17 protein-coding genes are annotated in these 18,426 nt (G+C 51.4%); all 17 read left to right on the top strand.

The genetic code is table 11. The features are described 5' to 3' along the window. Positions 1 to 77 precede the first annotated feature (77 nt). Positions 78 to 1,775: an ATP-dependent helicase ComFA gene (locus NYR52_RS15645; protein ID WP_259436009.1), complete on the top strand. Its 1,698-nt coding sequence runs from the start codon at positions 78 to 80 to the stop codon at positions 1,773 to 1,775. Continuing rightward, positions 1,772 to 2,500 carry a ComFC family protein gene (locus NYR52_RS15640; RefSeq protein WP_132221671.1) on the top strand — a complete coding sequence of 243 codons (729 nt, stop codon included), beginning with the start codon at positions 1,772 to 1,774 and terminating at the stop codon, positions 2,498 to 2,500. Before NYR52_RS15645 ends, NYR52_RS15640 begins: the two co-directional genes overlap by 4 nt. An 84-nt stretch (positions 2,501 to 2,584) precedes the next feature. Further along, positions 2,585 to 2,860, top strand: coding sequence for a non-specific DNA-binding protein Hbs (gene hbs, locus NYR52_RS15635; protein ID WP_022737438.1), 276 nt, complete (start codon positions 2,585 to 2,587; stop codon positions 2,858 to 2,860). Between the two features lie 313 nt (positions 2,861 to 3,173). After that, positions 3,174 to 3,947, top strand: coding sequence for a basic amino acid ABC transporter substrate-binding protein (locus NYR52_RS15630; protein WP_158283312.1), 774 nt, complete (start codon positions 3,174 to 3,176; stop codon positions 3,945 to 3,947). Between the two features lie 242 nt (positions 3,948 to 4,189). Further along, positions 4,190 to 4,876, top strand: coding sequence for an amino acid ABC transporter permease (locus NYR52_RS15625; RefSeq protein WP_022737440.1), 687 nt, complete (start codon positions 4,190 to 4,192; stop codon positions 4,874 to 4,876). Positions 4,877 to 4,881: 5 nt separating this feature from the next. Then, the gene (locus NYR52_RS15620; protein WP_132221667.1) at positions 4,882 to 5,604 is read left to right on the top strand and encodes an amino acid ABC transporter ATP-binding protein; all 723 of its coding nucleotides are present in this window, start codon (positions 4,882 to 4,884) and stop codon (positions 5,602 to 5,604) included. A gap of 204 nt (positions 5,605 to 5,808) precedes the next feature. Then, positions 5,809 to 6,006, top strand: a complete 198-nt coding sequence (gene cspD / locus NYR52_RS15615; RefSeq protein WP_029071979.1) for a cold-shock protein CspD — start codon at positions 5,809 to 5,811, stop codon at positions 6,004 to 6,006. 238 nt (positions 6,007 to 6,244) lie between these two features. Further along, positions 6,245 to 6,802, top strand: a complete 558-nt coding sequence (gene hpf / locus NYR52_RS15610; RefSeq protein ID WP_102993599.1) for a ribosome hibernation-promoting factor, HPF/YfiA family — start codon at positions 6,245 to 6,247, stop codon at positions 6,800 to 6,802. 235 nt (positions 6,803 to 7,037) lie between these two features. Continuing rightward, the gene (wecB, locus tag NYR52_RS15605; protein ID WP_132221665.1) at positions 7,038 to 8,108 is read left to right on the top strand and encodes a non-hydrolyzing UDP-N-acetylglucosamine 2-epimerase; all 1,071 of its coding nucleotides are present in this window, start codon (positions 7,038 to 7,040) and stop codon (positions 8,106 to 8,108) included. 457 nt (positions 8,109 to 8,565) lie between these two features. Then, complete coding sequence (locus NYR52_RS15600; protein ID WP_158283311.1) at positions 8,566 to 9,789, top strand: glycosyltransferase family 4 protein; 1,224 nt, start codon at positions 8,566 to 8,568, stop codon at positions 9,787 to 9,789. Between the two features lie 161 nt (positions 9,790 to 9,950). Further along, a complete protein-coding gene (gene secA, locus NYR52_RS15595) occupies positions 9,951 to 12,476 on the top strand; it encodes a preprotein translocase subunit SecA (protein WP_132221661.1) in 2,526 nt (841 codons plus the stop codon). Positions 12,477 to 12,583: 107 nt separating this feature from the next. Continuing rightward, positions 12,584 to 13,697 (top strand): peptide chain release factor 2 gene (gene prfB, locus NYR52_RS15590; protein ID WP_132221659.1). Its coding sequence is split into 2 segments (ribosomal slippage): positions 12,584 to 12,655 and positions 12,657 to 13,697, totalling 1,113 coding nucleotides; the frame shifts between segments, so codons are not numbered across the junction. Between the two features lie 142 nt (positions 13,698 to 13,839). Next, positions 13,840 to 14,628, top strand: coding sequence for an enoyl-CoA hydratase-related protein (locus NYR52_RS15585; protein WP_259436008.1), 789 nt, complete (start codon positions 13,840 to 13,842; stop codon positions 14,626 to 14,628). Between the two features lie 223 nt (positions 14,629 to 14,851). Next, positions 14,852 to 15,610, top strand: coding sequence for a hypothetical protein (locus NYR52_RS15580; protein WP_259436007.1), 759 nt, complete (start codon positions 14,852 to 14,854; stop codon positions 15,608 to 15,610). A gap of 16 nt (positions 15,611 to 15,626) precedes the next feature. Continuing rightward, positions 15,627 to 15,971, top strand: a complete 345-nt coding sequence (locus tag NYR52_RS15575) for a c-type cytochrome (protein ID WP_259436006.1) — start codon at positions 15,627 to 15,629, stop codon at positions 15,969 to 15,971. A 171-nt stretch (positions 15,972 to 16,142) separates the two neighbouring features. Further along, a complete protein-coding gene (gene argC, locus NYR52_RS15570; protein ID WP_259436005.1) occupies positions 16,143 to 17,174 on the top strand; it encodes an N-acetyl-gamma-glutamyl-phosphate reductase in 1,032 nt (343 codons plus the stop codon). 16 nt (positions 17,175 to 17,190) lie between these two features. Beyond that, the gene (gene argJ / locus NYR52_RS15565; protein ID WP_259436004.1) at positions 17,191 to 18,426 is read left to right on the top strand and encodes a bifunctional glutamate N-acetyltransferase/amino-acid acetyltransferase ArgJ; all 1,236 of its coding nucleotides are present in this window, start codon (positions 17,191 to 17,193) and stop codon (positions 18,424 to 18,426) included.

The following is an 18,426-nucleotide window of genomic DNA, read 5'->3' as shown; positions in this document are numbered from 1 at the left end:
TTTTTTAATGCGCAAAAAAGGAAATGGTCCGTTTATTGCAAAATAATGGTAAATTATGTCGATCGAAGGAGGTTCTGATGGAGATTGCCCTTTATCAGGTGGCAGGAGACGAGGAGTGGCGAATGAGTCTAGCCCTTGAAGTAGATGAGCGGCATTGGCGGGAGCGGGGCCGGCAGATCACTTGGTTAGGCGCAACCCGTTCGGTTGGGTTGGCCGCCGCCTTCATCCGCAAACGAAGCCTGCCGCACCATATGAAAACGGGGCTGGCACCACTGCCGGCGCTTACTGACAGGGATTGGGATGAAGTGAAACAGACCGGACAGAAGTGGATACCGCTTTTGACAGGCAGGGCGCTACTGTTGGAAGAGATTGAAGCGTTGTTGTTCAAACATGGGCAAACAGATGCTTCAGAAAGATTGCTGCGCGTGTTGCAATGGCTGATATTGGAAGGGGAATGCGATATGCGGCCGGGAGTTGACAGCGCCCGGCCAGCTTGGCATTGGCGATGCGAACGGTGTGGAGCAGGTGGGGGCACATTGGTAGTGCGAGCTTGCGCCAGTTGCCAAGAACATTGTGTCGTCTGTGAAACGTGCCTGATTATGGGCCGTTCTCGAACCTGTACGCCTTTTTTTCTGTTTACAAAGACACCGGGGCGGGCTTCAGGCGCCGTTTCGTCATTGCCTGAAGTGCAGGTTGGTGCGAGCCGACATTCGCTCACTGTAGCTCAACGGCGGGCAGTGACAGAGTTGAGAGGGCACTTGTGCGACTCGGCGCGGCAGGTTCTTGTCTGGGCGGTGACGGGAGCAGGCAAGACGGAGATGATGTTCCCGTTGTTGGAAGAAGCTTTGCGGGCAGGAAAGAAAGTGGCATGGGTGACCCCGAGAAAAGACGTGGTGCTTGAACTGGCACCGCGCATCAGGCAAGCGTTCAATCGGGTTCGTGTCTTGGCGTTGCATGGCGGTTCGGCGGATGCTTGGCTCACCGGGGAAGTGGTTGTCGCCACGGCGCATCAGATGTGGCGATTTGCACAGGCGTTTGAATGGATGGTCGTCGATGAAGTTGATGCGTTTCCGTTGTACGGCAACCATGCGCTGGAACAGGGGCTTCACCGAGCCTTGGCCCCATCGGGCAAACAAGTGCTGTTGACGGCGACGCCACCGGCTGGATGGCAAAGTTTAGCGAAACAAGGGCGGTTGCCATGTGTCGTTTTGCCAGCACGTCACCATGGCTTCCCCCTCCCCGAACCCCGGTTGGCGGTGGTGTGGGGATTGTGGCGCAAGCTGAGGCGGTATCGGCCAATCCCTGTTGTGAAGCAATTTTTGAAACAGGTGGAGGCGCGATCTGGACAAGCGATGTTGTTCGTGCCCCGCGTGCAGGATGTGAAGGTTGTAGTGACGTGGTTGATCGGCCAGGGCTGGCCGCAGGAAGAGATCGCCGGTGTTTACGCCGCGCAGCCCGACCGGGAAGAAGAGGTGGCACGGTTTAGGGATGGCAGCCGCAAATGGCTGGTTACCACGACCATTTTGGAGCGTGGGGTTACTGTACCGCGCGTGCATGTACTTGTGTTAGGCGCCGACCATCCTGTATTCGACCGAGCAGGTTTAGTGCAAATTGCGGGCCGGGTGGGGCGACGGGCTGACTATCAAGAGGGTGAGGTGTGGTTTGTGGCGGAAGAACGAACCGAGGCTCAGATCAAGGCGCTGAAAGAGATCAAGCAGCTAAATCATTGGGCGGCAAAAGAAGGATTTCTCCAAAAAGAGGCGTATTCACATTGAAGGAGTGGTGGTCGTTTCTGTTTCCGCCTTCATCCGCTTGTTGGTTTTGCGGCACTCCGATGCAGGCTCGTTTATTCGCGCCTCCGGAAAAGCGCTTTTGTCCAGTTTGCTTGGAAGCGTTGCAGCCAATCAGGGAGCCAATCTGCCAAGTGTGCGGCCGCGGGTTTGATAAAGCGCCATCGGCGGACGTCTGTTTTGATTGCGTTCGGATCGCTGAAGAGGAAAGGGTGATGAATCGAAGCCCCGTTGCCTACACCCAACAAGTGGCGGCGTGGGTGCGGCTCTTCAAATATCGCGGCAAAGAGGGCTTGGCGACGCCGATGGGACGGTGGATGGCTGAAGTGGCGCGGGTGCATTACGCCAGAGAAAACATTTCACTCGTCACGTTTGTGCCTCTTCATGAAGAGCGATTGATTCAGCGGGGATTTAATCAAGCGGAGAAGCTGGCGGATGAAGTGGGACGGAGATTGAGGTTGCCCGTGTGCCCTTTGCTTGTACGAAACAAGGATACAGCTTACCAGAGCAAGCGGACGCGCGAAGAACGTTTGTCAGCGCTGGGAGGAAGTGTGATCCTCGCGGACGGAGCGTGGAAGAGGCAATTGGCCAATCAGGTTGTTCTCATTGTCGATGATGTGTACACGACGGGGGCGACCGTGCGAGAGTGTGCGAAACCGTTGCGGCAGGCTGGCGTGAAAAAAGTCTGTTCCGTGACGTTTGCTAGATAAAAGAGGTATAGAAACGATCTAACTCGTCAACACCTTATGATAGGCATTTTCATAGACAGTACCTAAATTAAAGGAGAGTTGAACATGAACAAAACGGAATTGATTGAACGTGTAGCGGAAAGCACGGGAAAAACAAAGAAAGAGGCGGGCCTGATCATTGACAGCGTTTTTCAAACGATTTCTGAAGCGCTGAGCGGAGGTGAGAAGGTGACCCTGATCGGCTTCGGTAATTTTGAAGTGCGTGAACGGGCAGCGCGGACAGGCCGCAATCCCCAAACGGGAGAAGAAATTACGATTGAAGCTAGCAAAGTCCCAGCCTTTAAACCAGGCAAACAATTAAAAGAACTGGTAAACCAGTAATGAAAACAACACCCTGGCCAAGAGTACACTTGGCCGGGGTGTTTGTTGTTTGTAGGGAGAAGGGGCAAAAGCAATTGGGGCGAATGGGTGTTTTGCATACTTATAAGAGAGGGTGAGAGACGGGTTGCAGATATACAGAAACAGGAAAATGGTCATGCAAAAAGGGTTTTTGTGAAGGTGTGAACATGAATGGAAAAGTATTGTTATTGCATAAATAACCATTCAAATGTATAATAAATCCATTCAAACGACTTGTTGGGGCACGATATTTTGCAATGATTAGATATTCATTATTAAAAAAGGAGAGATGGCGATGAGAAAAAAAGGGATGCTGTTCGCGGCGTTGGCAGTGATTCTGTCCGGTTTGCTAACCGGTTGCGGGGGGCAGTCGCAAACGAAAGCAGACAATGTGATTCAGGTTGGTACCAATGCCGAGTTTCCTCCGTTTGAATTTCAAGAGGGAAATGGGGAAATCAGCGGATTTGATGCTGAACTGATTCACGCCATTGGCAAAGCCGTGGGAATGGAAGTGCAAATCACTCATATGGGATTTGACGCTATTTTTGAAGGGCTCAGCCGGGACAAAGTGGATGTCGGTGTGGCGGCGATTACGATTACTGATGACCGCAAACAAACCGTTGATTTTACAACGCCTTATTTTGACGCCAAGCAATATATCCTGGTGCCGAAAAATTCAAATATCAAGACGCTGAATGAATTGAAAGGGAAGAAGATCGGGGTGCAGGCAGCCACTACGGGAGAAGCAGTTGTCCAAGGAGTGTTTGGCAAGACGTATGAAGGAATCAAGGCTTACGACGAAACGCCTTCGGCCATTAATGATTTGCAGATCGGTCGCTTGGATGCTGTGGTAGTCGATAGTGCTGTGGTGGTGGAGTTCAATAAAAAATTGGGCGAAGGCAAATTCAACATTGTGGAGGATACTTCCTTGCCGGTTGAACAATACGGAATGGCCGTGAAAAAGGGCAACAAAGATATGCTGAACAAGCTGAATGAAGGCTTGAAAAAAGTAAAAGAGAACGGCGAGTATGACAAAATCTATCAAAAATATTTTGGTGACCACAAGTAAACGGCGCAAAGCCAATTTTACTACGGGGGACAAGCATTGAGCGGAGGGAGAACGGGGACAAATCATCGTTTTCGCACCCGTGTGACGGTCACTTCAGTTGCTCCTATGCGCAACCCTTGTTTTTGTGGATAACTTGTTTACAAATTGTGTGGAAAACTGCCTGTGGACGTTGTGGATAATGTGGATAAGTCTGTTAATAACTGAAAAGAGATGAGTTCAAGTGAAGGGGGTTGTGGATAACTATGGAGTGGAATTGGTCTGTCATCGTAGAATACCAGGAGTTGTTCATCCGTGGTCTTTGGATGACCATTCAACTAACCGTGGTGGCGGTCGCAGCGGGCTTGTTCATCGGACTTATATTGGGATTGATGAGATTATCGGACAAAGCGTGGTTGCGTCTGCCGGCGGTCGCCTATGTGGATCTCTTCCGGGGGACACCGCTTTTGCTCCAAATTTTGGCTATTCATTTTGCCGTATTGCCGGCGTTGTTCCAAGATCTGCTCGGCCTCCCTGCGCCTGACGCTGCGACTTCCAGTTTTATCGCACTGTCGCTAAATGCTGGGGCGTACATTGCCGAAATCTTCCGGGGTGGCATTCAATCGATTGACAAAGGACAGATGGAAGCGGCGCGCTCGCTTGGGATGACTTATCGGCAAGCGATGAAGCTGGTTGTTCTCCCCCAGGCTTTTAAACGCATGTTGCCGCCGTTAGGCAATGAGTTTATCGCTTTGCTCAAAGATAGCTCCCTGGTCACGGTCATCGCCGTCAACGACATCACATATGCGGCGTTCGCCACGGCCAAGAACACGTTTGTAAGATGGCCCCCTTACATTACCGCGGCTTTGGTGTACTTGGTGCTGACCCTGGTGTTATCCCGTCTGGTGGGCTATATGGAAAGACGGTTAGATCCAAACGGACGGAAAGGGTGAGACAAATGATCCAAGTAGAAAATCTCAATAAGCGGTTTGGCGATCATCATGTGCTCAAAGACATCCATGTACAAATCGGAGAATCAGAAGTGGTTTGTGTGATTGGGCCCAGCGGTTCCGGCAAAAGCACTTTTCTGCGTTGTCTTAATCTGTTGGAGCGAGTGAGTTCAGGTCGTGTCGTGGTCGGCGGGTTTGACCTGACGGACCCCAAGACGGATATCAACCGCGTTCGCACAGAAGTGGGGATGGTGTTTCAGCAGTTTGAATTGTTTCCGCATAAAAACGTGTTGGACAACATCACGTTGGCGCCGATTCATGTGCGCAAATGGCCGAAAGAGCAAGCTGAGGCCAAAGCGTTGGCGCTGTTGGATAAAGTGGGATTGCGGTCCAAGGCCGAAGCTTTTCCCGGCGAGTTGTCGGGCGGGCAGAAGCAGCGGGTTGCCATCGCCAGGGCGTTGGCAATGGAACCTAAGTTGATGCTGTTTGACGAGCCGACCTCTGCTTTGGACCCGGAGATGGTCAAAGAAGTGTTGGACGTGATGAAACAATTGGCCGAGGAAGGGATGACGATGGTCGTCGTCACCCATGAGATGGGATTCGCCCGTGAAGTGAGCGACCGGGTCATCTTTATGGATGATGGCCGAATTGTTGAGGAAGGTTCGCCGTCCGAGATCTTCTCCCGGCCTAAACACGAACGCTTGAAGACGTTTTTGAGTAAAGTGTTGTGATGCCTATGCTGACTAAGGGCCTACGTTCCCATGTCATTTTCAATTTGCTTTATCTGACTATCGGCGCTCATTTGAGAAAAGGTGGCGCCCGTTTGTAGGCTTAAAGTACTACCTTGACAGTATTTTTAGACAAATGGTATAGTTAAGTGGCATAAGAGTGCGTTCTTTATGCGACGACTACGATTTGAGAAGGGATTGTGTTTTATGCAAGGCAAAGTCAAGTGGTTTAACGCGGAAAAAGGCTATGGCTTCATCGAGCGTGAGGGTGGCGAAGACGTATTCGTACACTACACCGCTATTCAAATGGAAGGCTTCAAGTCGCTGGAAGAAGGTCAAGAAGTTGAATTTGAAATCGTAGAGGGTTCCCGTGGACCACAGGCTGCAAACGTTGTGAAAAAGTAATTCGCTTTGGAAACAACGAATTTCCCGCTCCCTAGAGCTTGCTCTGGGGGGCTTTTTAATTTCCGAAAAAAAGAAAGCTCAAGCCCAGCGCGAGTTGCTATTTTTGAATAATATTACAATTCTATGTGTGTTTATTTAAGATTTCCTTAATTTTCTTCTGTATTTTTTTAAAAAAAGAGGAGGGATTTTATCAAATTCGGGGAATAGAAGTAGTACAAAGCGGAAGGAGGATTTCTCTATGAGATATGTCATCCGTGGTCATAACCTTGAAGTAACAGATGCGTTGCATGAATTTGTGGAGCGGAAGCTGAGCCGCCTCGAAAGGTATTTTGAGGATGTCGGCGAGACTGAAGCCCACGCCGTTTTGGCTGTGATCAAAGATCAGCATCGGGTGGAAGTGACGATTCCCTTCCCTGGGGTGATTGTCCGTGCTGAAGAATCCAGCGAGGACATGTACGCATCCGTCGACTTAGTGGTTGAAAAGCTTGAGCGGCAGATCCGCAAGTATAAAACGCGGATTAACCGCAAAGCACGCCAGGATGTAAGCTTCCGCAGTGGTTACAAAGAGCATGCGCGGGAGATGGAAGCGGCTCCCGTGGCGGTGCAAGATGAGGAAGAACTTGATCTCGTGCGAACAAAGCGTTTCGAGTTCAAGCCGATGGATGCGGAAGAAGCAATGCTTCAAATGGACATGCTTGGACACAACTTCTTCGTGTTCACCAACGCCGCATCCAACCAAGTGAATGTGATTTACAAAAGGAAAGATGGGAAATACGGGTTGATCGAACCTGAGTGATAAGAAAGCCCCCGCTATGAAGGCGGGGGGTTTTTACTTTGCGCGCTTGAACCAAGGGAGTGGATCAACTGCCAATGCGGTGGTGACCCCATCGTTTTGGAGGGCTCGTTGCTGTTTTTATTTTGATAAGAGGGCGTGGCGATTGTAGAAAAGTACCCGACCTGTGTTATGATAGCAAAGGACAGACAAAGATTCTCTCTATTCCGACTGGTGAGATGCAGGAGGTTTCAATTACATGAAAGTGTTGACTGTTGTGGGGGCGAGACCGCAATTCATCAAGGCGGCTCCCGTATCGCGCGTCATTCGCGAACGCGCGCAAGAGGTGCTGGTACATACCGGGCAACATTATGATAAATCGATGTCAGACGTTTTCTTTGAAGAGTTGCACATTCCTGTGCCGGAATACCATCTCCACGTCGGGTCCAAATCACACGGGGCCCAAACGGGGGAGATGCTGGCCAAAGTGGAAGAAGTTATCGTAAAAGAGAAGCCGGATTGCGTGTTGGTATATGGCGACACCAACTCTACCTTGGCGGGCGCGCTTGCAGCAAGCAAACTGCATATTCCCGTCGCCCATGTGGAAGCGGGCCTGCGCAGTTTCAACCGGCGGATGCCGGAAGAGATTAACCGCGTGTTGACAGACCATGTGTCTGAATGGCTGTTCTGCCCCACGCAGACGGCGGTGAACCACCTGCGCACGGAAGGCATCACCAAAGGCGTTCACTTGACCGGCGATGTGATGCTGGATGCAGTTCGTTACAACAGCCGCCTGGCCGATGAAAAATCGACGATCCTGTCCGACTTAGGTCTGGAAGCTGGGAGTTATGTGCTGATCACTTTGCATCGTGCAGAAAACACTGATGATCCGGCCCGCCTCAGCCAAATCATCGGTGCCATCAACGAATTGCCGATGCCGGCGGTATTGCCGCTCCATCCTCGTACCAAAGGCAAGCTGGCGCCGCTCGGCTTGGAAATCACCAATCCAAATGTGAAGCTGATTGAGCCAATCGGCTATCTGGATATGTTGCAATTAGAAGTAAACGCCAAGAAAATCTTGACCGATTCCGGCGGGGTGCAAAAAGAAGCGTTCTTCGCCAAAGTGCCTTGCATCACCATGCGCGACGAAACAGAATGGACCGAGACAGTCGAACTGGGCACCAATGTCTTGGTGGGTGCAGATCAAACCCGCATCTTGGAAGCAGTCAACGGATTTGAAGTCGATTTCTCCCAAGTGCATGAAGTGTTTGGCGATGGGCGCGCGGCAGAGAAGATCATGGATCAACTGCAAAAAGACTTGGGCAAATAAGCGAGGCGAACCGGCTCTTTCCACAAGAGGGAAGGGGCCGGTTTTTTGTTGAATTACTTGAGGTATGCCCATTTCCAAGCGGGAAATCATGTCATGAAGCGGGGAAGACGCTTATGAGTGGCACGACGGGACCCTGCATGCCTCATACCTGTCACGCCAATGTCAAACTTGACTATTTTTCAAAAGGGATACCCAAACCGAGACCATTTATGTTACAGTGTCACTAGTTTCTATTACGATGCTGTAACATAGTGACAATAATATTACAATATACACGGTTTTTATGTTTTCGAGCCAAGCGTACAAGCCCCAGATGGAAAGGCCATGACGCGTTTTGGCTGTAGCAACCGCCTCGATGAGGGGCTTGAGATAGATTCAGCTATAATGGAGAAAATCGGTTGTACGAAAACATGACAGTGATCATAAATCGGAATGGATATAAGGAGACGTGAAGAAATTGCGTATCTGGTTAGCCAATCATTATGCCGTTCCCCCGAATATTGCGGGAATTACGCGTCATTATGAACTGGCGCGCGAATGGGCGCAAGAGGAAGAGGCAGAAGTAACCCTGTTTTTGTCCAAGTTCGTTCATCCGCGCCGCACATTTATCACCGAGGCTGAAAAAGAGGGAATCGAGAAGGTGAAAGGGCTGAAGTTGAATTGGCTTTGGTCTTTTCCTCACAAACAGAACGATTTTCGCCGCATCATCAACATGGGAAGCTTTGCGGTTGTCTTCTTTTTAGCTGGTTTGTTGAAGAAAAAGCCGGATGTGTTGATCGCTTCTTCGCCCCATTTGTTCACGGCTTTTGCGGGCTGGATGCTGGCTAAGCTGAAAGGTTGCCCGTTTGTGCTGGAAGTGCGCGACTTGTGGCCAGACTCCCTGATCAAGATGGGCGGTTTAAACAACAAACATGTAGTCAAGTTGCTCACTTGGATGGAATCGTTCTTGTATCGGAACGCGGACAAGATCATCGTTTTGACAGAGCATCAACGCACGTTTATCGCTGACAAGGGAATCGACCCGAACAAAATCGACTTGATCCCCAACGGGATTGTGGTTAGTTCTTGGCAGCCAAATCCGGAGAAGCGAACCGCTTTTCGGCGTAAGATGGGCGTGACCGAGGACCAATTTGTAGCTATTTACACCGGAGCGCACGGCCCGGCCAACGCATTGGAGTATGTGGTGAAAGCAGGGCGGCACTTAAAGCCGGATACGGCGATCGTCTTAATCGGGGACGGGCCTGAGAAGGAAAAATTGCAACAGATCAAGCAAGAAGAAGGATTGGATAACATTCATTTGCTCGATCCGGTGCCCAAGTCCGAGATTTTTGACTACACCTATGCGGCTGATTGTGGGATCATTTCCTTGGCTGACAATGAGGTGTTCCGTGGGGCTCGGCCCAACAAATTATTTGATTACACGTTTATCGGCTTGCCGATCATCTCCACGGTTGACGGGGAAGTACGTGAGATCGTCGAGAAAAACCAAGTCGGGGTTTTTGCAGGGGCAGAAAATCCACAAGGGCTGGCTGAGGCGATTGAACGCGTGCGCTCATTCAGCGACCAAGAGCGGGAAGAAATCAAGCGGCGTGGACGAGAGTACATTGACCGCGAAGGGGACCGCAAAAAATTGGCCCATCGTTTCTACAATATCCTGAAAGAGTTGGTCAATCGCAAATAGGGGTAAGGCGGCCCCAACAGCGGTCCGCCTCCTTTTTTATCACGGCGCAAGTGAAAAAGGTGCATAAATTTGATAAACTGAAATGAGTAGCCTTTTGACAATGTCGGTGCCGAAAATGCGTTACATCATAAAAAAACCAACTCTAAGTAGGAGATGATAAGGTGTTAGGTACCCTTAAGAAATTATTCGATCCACACGAACGGCAATTGAAGAAATTTTTCAGCATCGCGGATCATATCGACTCGCTGGAAGCAGAGTTTCAAGCATTGAGCGATGCGGAATTAAGAGGAAAAACGGATGAGTTCCGGGCCCGACTGGAAAAAGGGGAGACGCTGGACGACCTTCTGCCAGAGGCGTTTGCCGTGGTGCGGGAAGCGGCGAAACGCGTGTTGAATATGCGCCATTTCCGCGTGCAGCTCGTGGGGGGGATGGTGCTTCACCAAGGGGACATCGCCGAGATGAAAACGGGGGAAGGGAAAACCCTCGTATCCACTTTGCCTGCGTATTTGAACGCGTTGGAAGGCAAGGGTGTCCACATCGTTACTGTCAACGATTATCTGGCCAAACGGGACAAAGAGTGGATGGGCCAGGTTTTTGAATTCCTGGGGTTGACTGTGGGCTTAAATCTGCCGATGATGTCGCCGGAGGAAAAGCGGGCCGCTTATCAAGCAGATATCACCTTCGGTACGAACAATGAGTTTGGTTTTGACTATCTGCGGGATAACATGGTGTTGTACAAGGAACAATTGACCCAGCGTGAGTTGAACTTCGCGATCATCGACGAGGTGGATAGCATCTTGATCGACGAAGCGCGGACGCCGCTCATTATCAGTGGGCAAGCCAACAAGGCGACAGACTTGTATTACACCGCCGACAACATCGTGCGTCGCTTGAAAGAAAACGATGATTACACGATTGATATCAAGACCAAACAGGTATCGCTGACGGAAGATGGCGTGAAAAAAGTGGAGAACTTCCTCGGCGTTGACAACTTGTACGACATGAAGCACGTTACGTTAAACCATCACATTCAACAAGCATTGAAAGCCCATGCCATCATGAAGCGCGACGAAGATTATGTAGTGAATGAAGATGGCGTCGTGATCGTGGATGAATTTACAGGCCGTTTGATGTATGGCCGCCGCTACAGCGATGGGTTGCACCAGGCGATTGAAGCAAAAGAAGGGTTACAAGTGCAGCGTGAAAGCATGACGCTGGCCACCGTCACCCTGCAAAATTACTTCCGCCTGTACAAAAAGTTGTCTGGGATGACCGGTACGGCAAAGACGGAAGAAGAAGAGTTCCGCAAAATTTACAACATGGATGTTTATCAGATACCGACCAACCGCCCGCAATTGCGTGAAGACTTGTCGGATGTGCTATACAAAACGGAAGAGGCCAAGTTTAACGCAGTGGTGGAAGAGATTGCCCAACGCCACGCCAAAGGGCAACCTGTGCTGGTAGGTACTGTCTCGATCGAAAAATCGGAGCGTCTGTCCCGGTTGCTGAAGAGACGTGGCATCCCGCATGAGGTGTTAAATGCGAAAAACCACGCTCGAGAAGCGGAGATTGTGGCGCAAGCCGGACAGCGTGGGGCGGTGACCATTGCCACCAACATGGCTGGTCGCGGAACGGACATCGTGCTGGGAGAAGGTGTAGCCGAGCTGGGTGGTTTGCACATCATCGGAACCGAGCGGCATGAGAGCCGGCGGATTGACAACCAGTTGCGTGGTCGTTCGGGACGCCAAGGCGATCCGGGTTCCTCCCAGTTTTACCTTTCCTTGTCAGATGATCTGATGCGCCGCTTTGGTGGAGAAAACCTCGAAAACATGCTGGAGCGGTTGGGGCTGCCTGAAGACCAGCCCATCGAAGGCAAAATGTTCTCCCGTGCGGTGGCCAATGCGCAACGCAAGGTGGAGGCCAACAACTTTGATGCTCGTCGTTGGGTGCTTCAGTATGACGATGTCTTAAATCAACAGCGGGAAGTGATTTATAAGCAACGTCGTGAAGTGTTGGAAAGCGACGACCTCAAGGATGTCGTGCTCAACATGGCCAAAGCGGCGATTGAGAACATCGTGCAAGTCCACACCTCCGAGGACTTGGAAGAGGAATGGGATCTTGAGGCGATTGTGGAGTATGCCAACAATAATCTACTGCCCGAAGGTCGCCTGACAGAAGAAGATTTGGAAGGCAAAGAACCGTCGGAGATGGTGGACGACATCTTTGAAGAAGTGAAGAAATACTACCAAGAACGCCAGGAGGAACTGGGGAACGAGCGCTTGCAGGAGTTTTCCAAAGTAGTGATTCTGCGCGCTGTTGACCGGAAGTGGATGGATCACATCGACGCGATGGAACAATTGCGTCAAGGGATCCACTTGCGCGCGTACGGGCAAGACAATCCGCTTCGCGCTTACCAGTTTGAAGGCTTCGCCATGTTTGAGGCGATGATACAAGAAATCCAAGAAGAGATCGTCAAGTATGTGATGAAATCGGTCATCGCAGAAGAAGAAGAGTTGGAGCGCGAAGAAGTCGCTGTCAATCCGACCGCCGTTTCCGGCAGCTCCGAGCAGGAAGCGGATGCGCCGAAGAAGGAGCCGATTCGCCGGGCGGATAAAGTGGGACGCAATGACCCATGCCCTTGCGGAAGCGGCAAAAAGTACAAAAACTGTTGCTTGAAAAATGGATAAGTCGTGACTGTCGGGCAACGAAAGGTAGGGAGTCCCTCCCTGCCTTTTTAAAGTGAGAGGTTTGGCGATATAATAGGCATAAATAGTCAGTCGAGGTGACATGAAAAATGGAAATGAGTGAAATTAAACAACAGCTAGCGACTACAGCCAAGCGTTTGGCGGACATCAGGGGGTCTCTTTGACCTCGATCAAAAAAAAGCGCGCTTGAGTGAACTGGAGGAGCAAATGGCTTCGCCTACTTTCTGGGACAATCAAGATGAGGCGCAAAAAGTGATCGATGAGATGAAACATCTCAAAGATCAGATTGAAGTGATGACGGGGTTGGAAGAGAGTCAAGAAGAGTGTCAGGTGATGCTCGAACTGATGAACGAGGAAGGCGAAGACGCCGGCTTGCAGGAGGAGTTGGCCAAATCGGTGCGCTCGTTGTCCAAAGAGATTGATGCGTTTGAGCTGGCGCTGATGCTGAGCGAGCCGTACGACCGCAACTCGGCCATTCTGGAACTCCATCCCGGTGCAGGGGGGACCGAATCGCAAGACTGGGCGGAAATGCTTTTGCGCATGTACACCCGTTGGGCTGAGCGGAGCGGTTACAAAGTGGAAACGTTGGACTACCTGCCTGGGGAGGAAGCGGGTGTCAAAAGCGTGACGCTTCTGATCAAAGGGGTTAACGCCTATGGTTACCTCAAGGCGGAAAAAGGGGTGCACCGGCTTGTGCGCATCTCGCCATTTGACGCTTCGGGCCGCAGACACACTTCCTTCGTGTCCTGCAATGTGATGCCTGAAATTGATAATGATGTGGAGATCGAGGTGCGTCCTGACGAGTTGAAAATTGATACTTATCGCTCCAGTGGCGCGGGTGGACAGCACGTGAACACCACTGATTCGGCGGTCCGCATCACGCACATTCCCACCGGGGTTGTCGTGACGTGCCAATCCGAGCGCTCCCAAATCAAGAACCGGGAAAAAGCGATGAAAATCCTGAAGGCCCGTCTCTATGAGCGCAAGTTGGAAGAGCAACAGAAAGAGATGCAAGCACTGAAAGGGGAACAGACGGAGATTGGCTGGGGGAACCAGATCCGTTCATACGTCTTCCACCCTTACAGCTTGGTTAAAGACCACCGCACGCAAACGGAAGTCGGCAATGTGCAGGCAGTGATGGATGGAGAAATCAATGCGTTCATCGAAGCATACCTGCGCCAGATGATGAACAAAAAGGGGTAAGAAGGAAAAAACGGCACACGCCTAGAATGGGTTGTCAAGATGTGAGGCAAACGGCGCGGTATCATGCCATGGGCTACCGTGTCAATCAGCTCCCAACGGCATAAGGTTAAGACATCACCGTTTGAGATGGAGGGGAACCAACGTGACCAACTGGAAGCATATTGTGTGTGATCAAGGGGAAGGATGGGCTCAGCTTACCCTGTCCCGCCCTAAAGTGTTGAATGCGTTGAGCCGAGAAGTGTTGATGGAGTTGGATGCCGCAATCGATTGGGTGGAGCGCAATGACGCGGTGCGCGTGTTGATCATTACCGGTGCGGGAGACAAGGCATTTGTGGCGGGTGCCGACATTACCGAATTGAACCAGATCAAAAGCAGTGAGGAGGCGGAGCGGACGGCGCTCCTCGGTCAAAGGGTATTTGCCCGGTTGGAAGAGCTGGATAAGCCAGTTATCATGGCGATCAACGGGTTTGCCCTTGGCGGTGGCATGGAATTGGCGATGTGCGGGGACATTCTGTTGGCCAGTGAAAAGGCTAAATTCGGCCAGCCAGAAATCAATCTGGGCGTCATTCCCGGTTATGGGGGGACGCAACGGCTCAGCCGTTTAGTCGGCAGGCAGATGGCGAAATACCTCTGTATGACGGGGATCATGCTGACTGCAGATGAAGCGGCTCGTTGCGGACTGGTGCAAAAAGTGGTGCCAGCAGAGGCGCTGCTGGAGGAAGCGAAGCGTTTGGCTGAAACATTGGCGAAGAAAGCGCCCATCGCTCTCAAATACATCAAAAAAGCCATTCATCATGGGGTCGACATCGATCTTCCGTCCGGACTCAGATTAGAAGCTTCTTATTTTGGGTTGACGTTTGACACAGACGACCGCAAAGAGGGGATGGACGCGTTCCTTAACAAGCGGGAGCCCCGTTTTACAGGAAAATAAGCTTCGCCGTGGCCGGCTTACATCGCCGGTCTTTTACGTTCCATTCATTAAGGTGTAACCGGTAAATAAATTGGTGAGGAAGAAGCGGTGGAAAAATCTTTTCTCAGGTAGCTTGCTTGCCCGGCAATGCGTGAAGCGAAAGAGAAAATGGTTTTGGAGCTGCCGGCTTATTCATCAGACACGCCCTAATGGGAGCTTTCATGGGGACAAAGGAGGTTGAGTGATGGATATGATTATGATTGGCGGTGGCGCCGTCGTCTTGGTGGTGGCAGTGATCATCATCGTGAGCGTCATCGTCGGGAAAAAAAGAAAGCAAGAAGTGGAGGAGCTCGAAAAAATGTTTCCGGACGGAAGCATGTCGAGCGATAACATAAAAATCAGCGTGGAAAAAGTACGTCGGACAACCTTGGAGCGGGAACGCCGCAAGAAACAGCGAATTCACCGAGAAAGACCCAAAGAAGGGCAGAAGACGTTACCATATGAGGATCAAGAAATTATTTATCGTGATGATATACAGGGTGGAGAGTTAAACAAAGACGTTAACGATTCGCAGGGTGAAAAAGAGACTGTTTCTGAGTCTAAGCGTTCTAGCCGCACGCGTTCCAACCTCTTCAAATCGCGCGGCAAGAAACAAGCCGACGATCTGGATAGAACCCAGGCGCAGGAAGCGGAGACGGCGCTGGATGGCGAAGGGGACAAAACGCTTGCCGTGCGCAAAAAGACCCGGAAAACATCGCGCGAGATGCCGGTCGTTGAAAATGAGCCGGCTGCCGAAGAAAATACCGACGCAGCCAAGAGCCGGCGTTTATACAAGCGCAGTTTGTTGAAAGCGTCGGACGAGAACCGGGAAACCTCGCAGATCCCAAAAGCCAGCTTGATCGACACGCAGATGTATGTCGGGGAAGATGAACAGAAAGAGGAGCAAAAGTCCACCTTGTCCCGCTCGCAAGCGAAAGGCGGGCGCAACTGGTTTAAAAAATAGGCAGAGGTGATCACGCATGATGCCGAGCAAACAGCGGATGATTCTTCTTGCGGGAGTGAGCGCAATCGCCCTCGTGGTATCCGGTTGCGGCGGTAATAGCGCCAAACAAGAGTCGACTCAGTCCAAAGAGGCGCAAGCCAACTTGACAGCGGACAAAATCTATGCAAACAACTGTGCATCCTGCCACGGAGGCAATCTCCAAGGCGGGTTTGGACCGAGCTTGGAGAAAATCGGTGCCAAACTGAAGAAAGAGCAGATTGTGGAAATCATGCAAAAAGGCAAGGGCAACATGCCTTCGCAAGGACATATCTCCAGCCAGGATCAAGAGAAATTGGCGGCATGGCTGGCAGAGAAAAAGTGAGACTTCATCCATTGGGATGACCAAAAAGAACATGGCAGTGAAGAGCGGTAGACGCACAAGTCTGTGTGATCTATCGCTTTTTTTATGCAATACATTGAATAAAAATAAATATAGATGTATAATAATGCAAAACGATCCAATGGTATGTGACAAGTGATGGGGAGGCTAGTGATGAAAACAGCGGTAATCGGTTCGACGGGGTATGGTGGGGCGGAATTGATTCGGCTGATCGAAGGGCATCCGCATTTGGAACTGGCGATGCTGATTTCCACTTCACAGGCGGGGGATGCATTGTCCCAGGCTTATCTACATTTGCGACACCTCGCTTACACTTTTCAGGAGCTTGATATCGCACAGATTGGCCAGGAGGCAGAGCTGGTGTTTTTGGCGACACCGCCCGGTGTGAGTGGAGAATTAAGCCCTCAGTTGCGAGAGAAAGGGAAGTTGGTTATTGACCTGTCGGGGGATTTCCGCCTGAAAGACGGACGAAGTTATGAGGCTTGGTACAACCGAAAAGCGGCACCGGACAAGTGGCTTGCTGAAGCGGTGTACGGACTTCCGGAATGGTTTGCAGAAGAGATTCGTACCGCTGATCTGATCGCCAATCCCGGTTGTTATCCGACGGCGACGTTGCTGGGTTTGCTTCCCCTGCTTCAGCATCGGATGATTGACCACCGGGCTTTGGTGATCGATGCCAAGTCAGGTGTGACTGGCGCAGGGCGCAAGGTGGATCAGTCATTGCTTTTTAGTGAAGTGAATGAGAATCTACGCCCATACAAAGTGGACGGACACCAGCATATCCCTGAGATTGAGCAGGCGGCTGAACGGCTTGCGGGCGCAGACGTGCGGGTACGGTTTGTTCCGCATTTGGTGCCGATGAACCGGGGGATCTTGGTTAGTCTCTATGCACCTATGTTGCATAAATATACGACAACAGAGGTGCTCCACATGTATAGGGAAGTGTATGAGGACGCACCATTTGTTCGTATCGTGGAGTCTGGCTGGCCGTCAACCAAAGCGGTGCAAGGCAGCAACTTTTGCGATATTGGAATCCATGTGGATGAACGGACGGGGTGGATCACGGTCTTGGCTGTGATCGACAATCTGATGAAAGGCGCAGCGGGGCAAGCGGTTCAAAACGCTAATCTGCGGATGGGTTGGGCTGCCACAGCCGGATTAATGCAGTCGCCGCTGTTTCCATAGAAAAGGGGGAGCGAAGATGGGGAAAGAATCAGGGGTTTTGTCACCTGCATTCACAGTGCAAAAGGATGCGTGCATTACTTCGCCCAAAGGGTTTAAAGCAGCAGGGATGCATGTGGGCATCAAGCGCAAGCGGCCCGATTTGGGAGCGATCGTATGTGAACGGGAAGCGACGGCTGCCGCTGTTTATACAGTGAATGCCTTTCAGGCGGCGCCGATCCAAGTAACCCAGGATAGTTTGGGAGTATCCGGGAAATTGCGTGGTGTGGTCGTCAACAGCGGCAATGCCAATGCCTGCACTGGACGGCAAGGGATGATGGATGCCTATGCGATGCGGGCGAAGCTGGCCGAAGAGCTTGCCTGTCCGCAGAGCATGGTAGCAGTAGCTTCGACCGGTGTTATTGGGGTATTGATGCCGATGAACAAGGTGATTCAGGGCATTGAAGCGTTGGTACCGAAGTTAACAGCGCCAGACACTTCGTTTGCGGAAGCGATCTTAACGACAGACACATGTACGAAGCAAGTGGAAGTGAGCGTGGAGATTGAGGGCAAACCGGTGACCATTGCAGGGGTGGCCAAAGGCTCCGGCATGATTAAGCCCAATATGGCCACCATGTTGGCGTTTATCACTACCGATGCGGTGATTGAACCGGAGATTCTCCAATCTTTGCTGTGGAAGACCACTGATCAGACCTTCAACATGATCACAGTTGATGGGGATACGAGCACCAACGATATGGTTTTGGTGATGGCAAGCGGAGAAGCCGGGCATGCCCCCCTCGACATGCACCATGCTGATTGGTTTAAATTCCAACAAGCTTTTCAGTATGTCTGCCAAGAGTTAGCCAAGATGATCGCCCGTGACGGAGAAGGGGCGACGCGCTTGATCGAAGCGGTGGTTGAAGGGGCGATCAACGAACAGGAAGCGCAAAACATCGCCAAAACGGTGGTGGGTTCCAGCCTGGTGAAGACGGCGGTGTTCGGCGCCGACCCCAATTGGGGGCGAATCGTGTGCGCGGCTGGTTACGGCGAGCCTTCTTTGCGACCGGAATCAATCGATGTTTACCTGGGACATGTACAAGTGATTGGGGGAGGCATGCCGTTGCCATTTGATGAAGAGCAGGCGCGCGCGGAGCTGAACCGGGAGAAAGTAATCATCCGCGTCAATCTGCATCGGGGCCAGGCCACGGCGACGGCGTGGGGATGCGATTTGACATATGAATACGTGCGTATCAATGCCAGCTACCGCACGTAA

It is taken from the genome of Laceyella sacchari (genome assembly GCF_024927925.1).
In the GTDB taxonomy this organism is placed as follows: domain Bacteria; phylum Bacillota; class Bacilli; order Thermoactinomycetales; family Thermoactinomycetaceae; genus Laceyella; species Laceyella sacchari.
This window is presented reverse-complemented; position numbering and strand designations above follow the sequence as displayed.

Coding starts and splice junctions, on each gene's coding strand:
- NYR52_RS15645 (WP_259436009.1), top strand. CDS start 78: ATGGAGATTGCCCTTTATCAGGTGGCAGGAGACGAGGAGTGGCGAATG.
- hbs (WP_022737438.1), top strand. CDS start 2,585: ATGAACAAAACGGAATTGATTGAACGTGTAGCGGAAAGCACGGGAAAA.
- NYR52_RS15630 (WP_158283312.1), top strand. CDS start 3,174: ATGAGAAAAAAAGGGATGCTGTTCGCGGCGTTGGCAGTGATTCTGTCC.
- NYR52_RS15625 (WP_022737440.1), top strand. CDS start 4,190: ATGGAGTGGAATTGGTCTGTCATCGTAGAATACCAGGAGTTGTTCATC.
- NYR52_RS15620 (WP_132221667.1), top strand. CDS start 4,882: ATGATCCAAGTAGAAAATCTCAATAAGCGGTTTGGCGATCATCATGTG.
- cspD (WP_029071979.1), top strand. CDS start 5,809: ATGCAAGGCAAAGTCAAGTGGTTTAACGCGGAAAAAGGCTATGGCTTC.
- hpf (WP_102993599.1), top strand. CDS start 6,245: ATGAGATATGTCATCCGTGGTCATAACCTTGAAGTAACAGATGCGTTG.
- wecB (WP_132221665.1), top strand. CDS start 7,038: ATGAAAGTGTTGACTGTTGTGGGGGCGAGACCGCAATTCATCAAGGCG.
- NYR52_RS15580 (WP_259436007.1), top strand. CDS start 14,852: ATGGATATGATTATGATTGGCGGTGGCGCCGTCGTCTTGGTGGTGGCA.
- NYR52_RS15575 (WP_259436006.1), top strand. CDS start 15,627: ATGATGCCGAGCAAACAGCGGATGATTCTTCTTGCGGGAGTGAGCGCA.
- argC (WP_259436005.1), top strand. CDS start 16,143: ATGAAAACAGCGGTAATCGGTTCGACGGGGTATGGTGGGGCGGAATTG.
- argJ (WP_259436004.1), top strand. CDS start 17,191: ATGGGGAAAGAATCAGGGGTTTTGTCACCTGCATTCACAGTGCAAAAG.